We start from the raw sequence: 5,039 nt of genomic DNA, 5'->3' as shown, positions 1-5,039 counted from the left end.
GTAATCGTCGAAGAACAGGGTGATGTCGGCCTCGCGCGCCGCCAGACCCGCCACAAGTGCCGCGAGCACGACATCGAGCTGCGGGATGGGGCTCGACTGGAAGGCAAGGTCGAGTTCCGCCGGGCTCTGGACCAGATGGCGCAGCGCGCCCACCAGATGCGATAGGAAGGCGCCCTCATCATTGTCCGTCGCCTCGCAGGACAGCCATGCCGTCAGCCTGCCGTGGCGTGCGATTTCCGCAGCCCATTGCGCCATCGTCGTCGATTTGCCGAAGCCGGCGGGCGCGGCGAACAGCACGATGCGCGTGTCGATATGACGCGCCAGCGTCGACAGAATGGTCTCGCGGCGCACCCATCGGCGATGGTGCGGCGACGCTTGGCTGACGGATTGCGGAGCTGTTCTCATCTAGGTCCGCACAGCCTGTAGCTCTCTGGGGGAGAGTCGCCGCAGCCGCTCCACTCCGCTTCGATCAGCGGAATTTGCGGTGCGGCATCGCGCGGCAAGGTTCCCTTGATACGGGGATCGTCGACGATCTCAAATCCGGTAGCGAAGGGCACGAACCCGCAGGCGCTGTAGAATCCGATGACGCTGTGATGATCGAAGCTGCTTGTATGCAGCCAGATGCGGCTCGGGTTGAGACGCCATGCGAGCTCCAGTGCCCCGGCCATCAGCCGTTTGCCGAAACCGCGGCCGGTCAGGGACGGGAACAGGCCGAAATAGGTGATCTCGATCTCGTTATTGTCGGCGGCGAAGAACTCGACCATGCCGAGATGCGCGCCGGTTTCATCATGGCCGTAGTAGAGATGCTGGCGCGGGTCGGCGAAATGCTCGGTGATTTCGGCATCGGACATTTCGGAAACGCGGTCCCACAGCCAGGGTGCGCCGATCTTGAGAAAGATCGCCCGGTAGGAAACGCAGTCGGGCGTCGTGATCCGTGTCATGCCCAAAGGGCGCGCGAGATCCGGCTGCGGCGTACGCGCTTCCATCCAGGTCACCGCATTGGCAAGCTTGCCAGCCGGCAGGCGATGGTAGCCAATGGCGAGATCGGTGATTTCGGCGGGCATCGTGTCTTCTGTGATCAACGCATTCCTCGTCATGTCTTCCAGAGATAGCAGTATCGGCTTGCTGCATCCGATGCCAACTCCCCCAAGACCATGGCAGCATCGAACGGCAAGTCCTGGACTGAAAGTTTGGCGCGCATGCCTCTTGCATTTCACAGGAATGGCATATGAGATATGATACACCATCCAGATGAAAGTGAAATATGATGCCTAAGCGGATTGCGGATGAGGCCATTCTGAGCGCAGTCGATGATGGCTTCGCCCGACAGGTCGCGTTTCTGCAAGACCTCGTGCGCTTTCCCTCCCAACGTGGCGAGGAACACCCCGCGCAGTCGTTTATGGCCGCCGCCTACGAGGCGGATGGCTACGCGGTCGACATGTGGCGCGTCGATGTCGACGTGATTCGCGACCTGCCGGGTTTTTCCCCCGTGGCGGTCTCTTACGACGATGCCTTCAACGTCGTTGCTACCCACACGCCGCGAAACGCGACCGGCCGCTCGCTGATCCTCAACGGCCATATCGATGTCGTTCCGACCGGACCGCTCGACCGCTGGGTCCGCGATCCCTACGATCCGGCGATCGAGGATGGCTGGATGCATGGCCGCGGCGCCGGCGACATGAAGGCCGGCCTGTCCGCCTGCCTCTATGCGCTGAGCGCCTTGCGTAGCCTTGGCTATCAGCCGGCCGCGAACGTGTATCTCCAGTCGGTGGTCGAGGAGGAATGCACCGGCAATGGCGCGCTTGCATGCCTGCAGCGCGGCTACCGCGCCGACGCCGCCTTCATTCCCGAGCCGCTGGAGCCGCGGCTGATGCGGGCGCAGGTCGGGCCGATCTGGTTCAGGGTCGAGGTCGACGGCGATCCGCAGCATGCGTCGGGTGCATTTTCGGCCGGCGCCAATGCCATTGAAAAAGCCTTCGTCATCATCCAGGCGCTGAAGCAGCTCGAAATCGTCTGGAACGCGCGCAAGGTCGATGATCCGCATTTCCATGATCACCCGCATCCGATCCGCTTCAACCTCGGCAAGATCGAAGGCGGCGAGTGGACATCGAGCGTTCCGGCGCGCTGTGTCTTCGAGATGCGCGTCGCCACCTATCCCGGCCAGAGGCTCGAAGACGCCAGGGCCGAGCTCGAGGCCTGCATTGCCGATGCGGCGCGCGCCGATCCGTTCCTGGCCAACCGACCACCCAAGATGACCTACAATGGCTTCATGGCCGAGGGCTATGTGCTGGAGGGCGCCGACGAGATGGAAGCGGTGCTGCGCCGCAGCCATACCGCCGTGTGGGGCGAGCCGCTGACGGAACACGTCACCTCGGCGACCACCGATGCACGTTTCTTCGGCCTCTATGCCGACACGCCGGCGATCGTCTACGGCCCGATCTGCCGCATGCCGCATGGCTATGACGAGGCCGTCGATCTCGACTCGGTGCGCAAGGTCACCCAGACGATCGCGCTGTTCATCGCCGACTGGTGTGGCCTCGAACCTATCGAGGCTAAGCCATGAATGCGGCGGTGCCCGATGCGTTCGGCGAAACACTCGCCGAGGACGCACCGGGTGTCTCCACGGCCGACGCCCTCGCCATCCTGCGCCGGCACTACGGGCTGACCGGCACCGCGCGTCCGCTGCCTGGCGAACGCGACCACAATTTCCATATTCAGACCGACGGCGAGGGCGAGTTCGTCCTGAAGATCTCCCATCCGGCGGAAGAAGCTGGCTTCACCGACTTCCAGAACAAGGCGCTCGACCACATCCTTGCGGTCGACCCCACCTTGCCGGTTCCCTCGGTGCGCAAAAGCATCGAGGATGAAGCGCAGTTCGCGGTCAGCGTCGCTGGATCGGCGCCGCGCATTATCCGGCTGGTGACCTATCTGTCCGGTCAGTTGCTGTCGCGCTCGCCGACTTCCGAGGCGCAGGATCGCAATCTGGGCATCTTCCTCGCCCGCCTCAGCCGGGCGCTGCGCGGCTTCTTCCATCCGGCCGCCGGCAACGACCTGCTCTGGGACATCCGCAAGGTCGCCAAGACACGGCCGATGATGGCGCACATCACTGATCCGAGTCGGCGGGCGATGGTCGAGCGCGCGATCGACTCCTTCGAGGAGCATGCTGCGCCGGTCATCCCGAGCCTGCGCGCGCAGATCGTCCACAACGACATGAATTCCTACAATGTGGTGATGGATGCTTCGCGGCCGGAGGTCGTGAGCGGCATTCTCGATTTCGGCGACATGATCCATTCGCCGCTGATCTGCGACCTCGCCATCGGCGCCGTCTACCGCTGGCCGGCGGAAGGCCATCCGCTGGCACCGGCAGCGCGCTTTGTCGCAGGTTATCAGTCGCTCCAACCACTGGAGGAGGAAGAGATTGGCATTCTCTTCGATCTGATCCGTGCCCGACTTGCGCTCATCGTCAACATCGCCAGTTGGCAGGCCGAGCGTTTCCCGGCCAAGCGCGACTACGTGCTGCGCCTCGCCACCGAGGTCTGGGCTTCGCTTGAAAAGCTTGATGGTCTGTCGTCCACCGATGCCCGCCGCTATTTTCTCGACCATTCCAATCCGGAGTAGATGCTCGTGCCCCAGTCCTCGCCGTATCCCGCAAATGCCGACGCGGCTGCATCGGAGCGCGCGCTGCTCGAACGCCGCGCCAGGCTGCTCGGGCCGACCTACCGCGCCTTCTACCGCAACCCTATTCATCTGGTGCGCGGCAGCGGTGTGTGGCTCTACGATGCCCAGGGCCGCAAGTTCCTCGACGCCTACAACAACGTCGCCTCGGTCGGCCACTGCCATCCGCGCGTCGTCGAGGCACTGTCCGGGCAGGCCGCAACGCTCAACACCCACACACGCTATCTCAGCGAGATCATCCTCGATTACGCGGAAAAGCTTCTCGGCACCGTTCCGGCCCATCTCGGCCACGCGATGTTCACCTGCACCGGCAGCGAGGCGAACGACCTTGCCATCCGCATTGCCCAGCATTCCAGCGGCGGCACCGGGGTGATCATCACCGATTTCGCCTATCACGGCGCCACCATAGCGACGGCGCAACTGTCGCCGGCGGCGGTCGGGGCAAAGGGGGTACCAGCGCACCACCGCACGGTGGCAGCGCCGGACACGTTCCGCGACCATGGCCGGGCCGCGCATGATTTCGCCGGAAATGTCGCCGCTGCCATAGAGGACATGCGAGCAAAAGGCATCAAGCCGGCGGCGCTGCTTCTCGACTCCGCCTTTTCCAGCGACGGCATCTTCTTTCCCGATGCGGCGGTGATGCGCGAAGCGGCGGATCACGTCAAAAAGGCCGGCGGCATCGTCATCGCCGATGAGGTCCAGTCCGGCTTCGGCCGGCTTGGCCAGGGCATGTGGGGCTTCGCAAACTATGGCATCGAGCCTGACATCGTCTCGATGGGCAAGCCGATCGGCGATGGGCACCCGATGGGCGCCGTGCTCGTGCGGCCGCAGCTTGTCGCCTCCTTCGGTTCGAACACCGGCTACTTCAACACCTTCGGCGGCAACCCGGTCGCGGCCGCTGTCGGCCTCGCCGTTCTCGATGTCATCGAAGGCGAGGGGCTGATCGAGAATGCGCGCAATGTCGGCGCCTATACGAGTGAACTGCTGCGCGCCCTGCAGGGCCGGCACGGCGCGGTCGCTGATGTCAGGCACAACGGCCTCTATTTCGGCGTCGAGCTGACGGCGGACGGCGACGAGGCTCTGGCCGCCACCAAGACATCGGCGGTCGTCGAAGCCATGCGCGAGGACGGCGTGCTGATCTCGTCCTGCGGTCCGCGCGGCAATGTGCTGAAGATCAGGCCGCCACTGCCCTTTGCCAGGGACAATGCCGAGCAACTGGCCGAGACGCTCGATCGCGCTCTGTCGAACTGGTGATCGGAGCGGCCCGCGCATGCTGAAGCTCGAACATCAGACCCTGAATGACCGCGCCTATGGCGCGCTCAAGCAGGAGCTGATTTCCGGCGGCTTCAGCCCGGGCCAGGCGC

At 64.3% G+C, this 5,039-nt stretch carries 4 protein-coding genes and 1 pseudogene; 3 read left to right on the top strand and 2 right to left on the bottom strand.

Features of this window, described 5'->3' with window-relative positions; translation table 11 throughout:
- Together ENZ74_RS21445 and ENZ74_RS21440 are read right to left on the bottom strand one after the other, a co-directional pair.
- Positions 1–405: pseudogene (locus ENZ74_RS21445) on the bottom strand (LuxR family transcriptional regulator); the annotation flags it as partial.
- The gene (locus tag ENZ74_RS21440; RefSeq protein WP_244514272.1) at positions 402–1,064 is read right to left on the bottom strand and encodes a GNAT family N-acetyltransferase; all 663 of its coding nucleotides are present in this window, start codon (positions 1,062–1,064) and stop codon (positions 402–404) included. The pseudogene ENZ74_RS21445 and the gene ENZ74_RS21440, both read right to left, overlap by 4 nt.
- A 203-nt stretch (positions 1,065–1,267) precedes the next feature.
- Between ENZ74_RS21440 and ENZ74_RS21435 the strand changes: the two genes are divergently transcribed.
- The 3 genes from ENZ74_RS21435 to ENZ74_RS21425 are packed head-to-tail and all read left to right on the top strand — an operon-like array spanning position 1,268 to position 4,929.
- The gene (locus ENZ74_RS21435) at positions 1,268–2,563 is read left to right on the top strand and encodes an ArgE/DapE family deacylase (RefSeq protein WP_063170179.1); all 1,296 of its coding nucleotides are present in this window, start codon (positions 1,268–1,270) and stop codon (positions 2,561–2,563) included.
- Positions 2,560–3,618, top strand: a complete 1,059-nt coding sequence (locus ENZ74_RS21430; protein WP_063167563.1) for a phosphotransferase — start codon at positions 2,560–2,562, stop codon at positions 3,616–3,618. The genes ENZ74_RS21435 and ENZ74_RS21430 overlap by 4 nt, the downstream gene beginning before the upstream one ends.
- Positions 3,619–4,929 carry an aspartate aminotransferase family protein gene (locus ENZ74_RS21425; protein WP_063167564.1) on the top strand — a complete coding sequence of 437 codons (1,311 nt, stop codon included), beginning with the start codon at positions 3,619–3,621 and terminating at the stop codon, positions 4,927–4,929.
- Positions 4,930–5,039: the final 110 nt, after the last annotated feature.

Origin of the sequence: Mesorhizobium sp. M7A.F.Ca.CA.002.15.2.1 (assembly GCF_003998715.1) — a bacterium.
GTDB lineage: Bacteria > Pseudomonadota > Alphaproteobacteria > Rhizobiales > Rhizobiaceae > Mesorhizobium > Mesorhizobium ciceri.
Note: the sequence above shows the minus strand (reverse complement) of the source record. Positions and strands in the feature narration are given on the sequence as shown.

Coding starts and splice junctions, on each gene's coding strand:
- ENZ74_RS21440 (WP_244514272.1), bottom strand. CDS start 1,064: ATGCCCGCCGAAATCACCGATCTCGCCATTGGCTACCATCGCCTGCCG.
- ENZ74_RS21435 (WP_063170179.1), top strand. CDS start 1,268: ATGCCTAAGCGGATTGCGGATGAGGCCATTCTGAGCGCAGTCGATGAT.
- ENZ74_RS21430 (WP_063167563.1), top strand. CDS start 2,560: ATGAATGCGGCGGTGCCCGATGCGTTCGGCGAAACACTCGCCGAGGAC.
- ENZ74_RS21425 (WP_063167564.1), top strand. CDS start 3,619: ATGCTCGTGCCCCAGTCCTCGCCGTATCCCGCAAATGCCGACGCGGCT.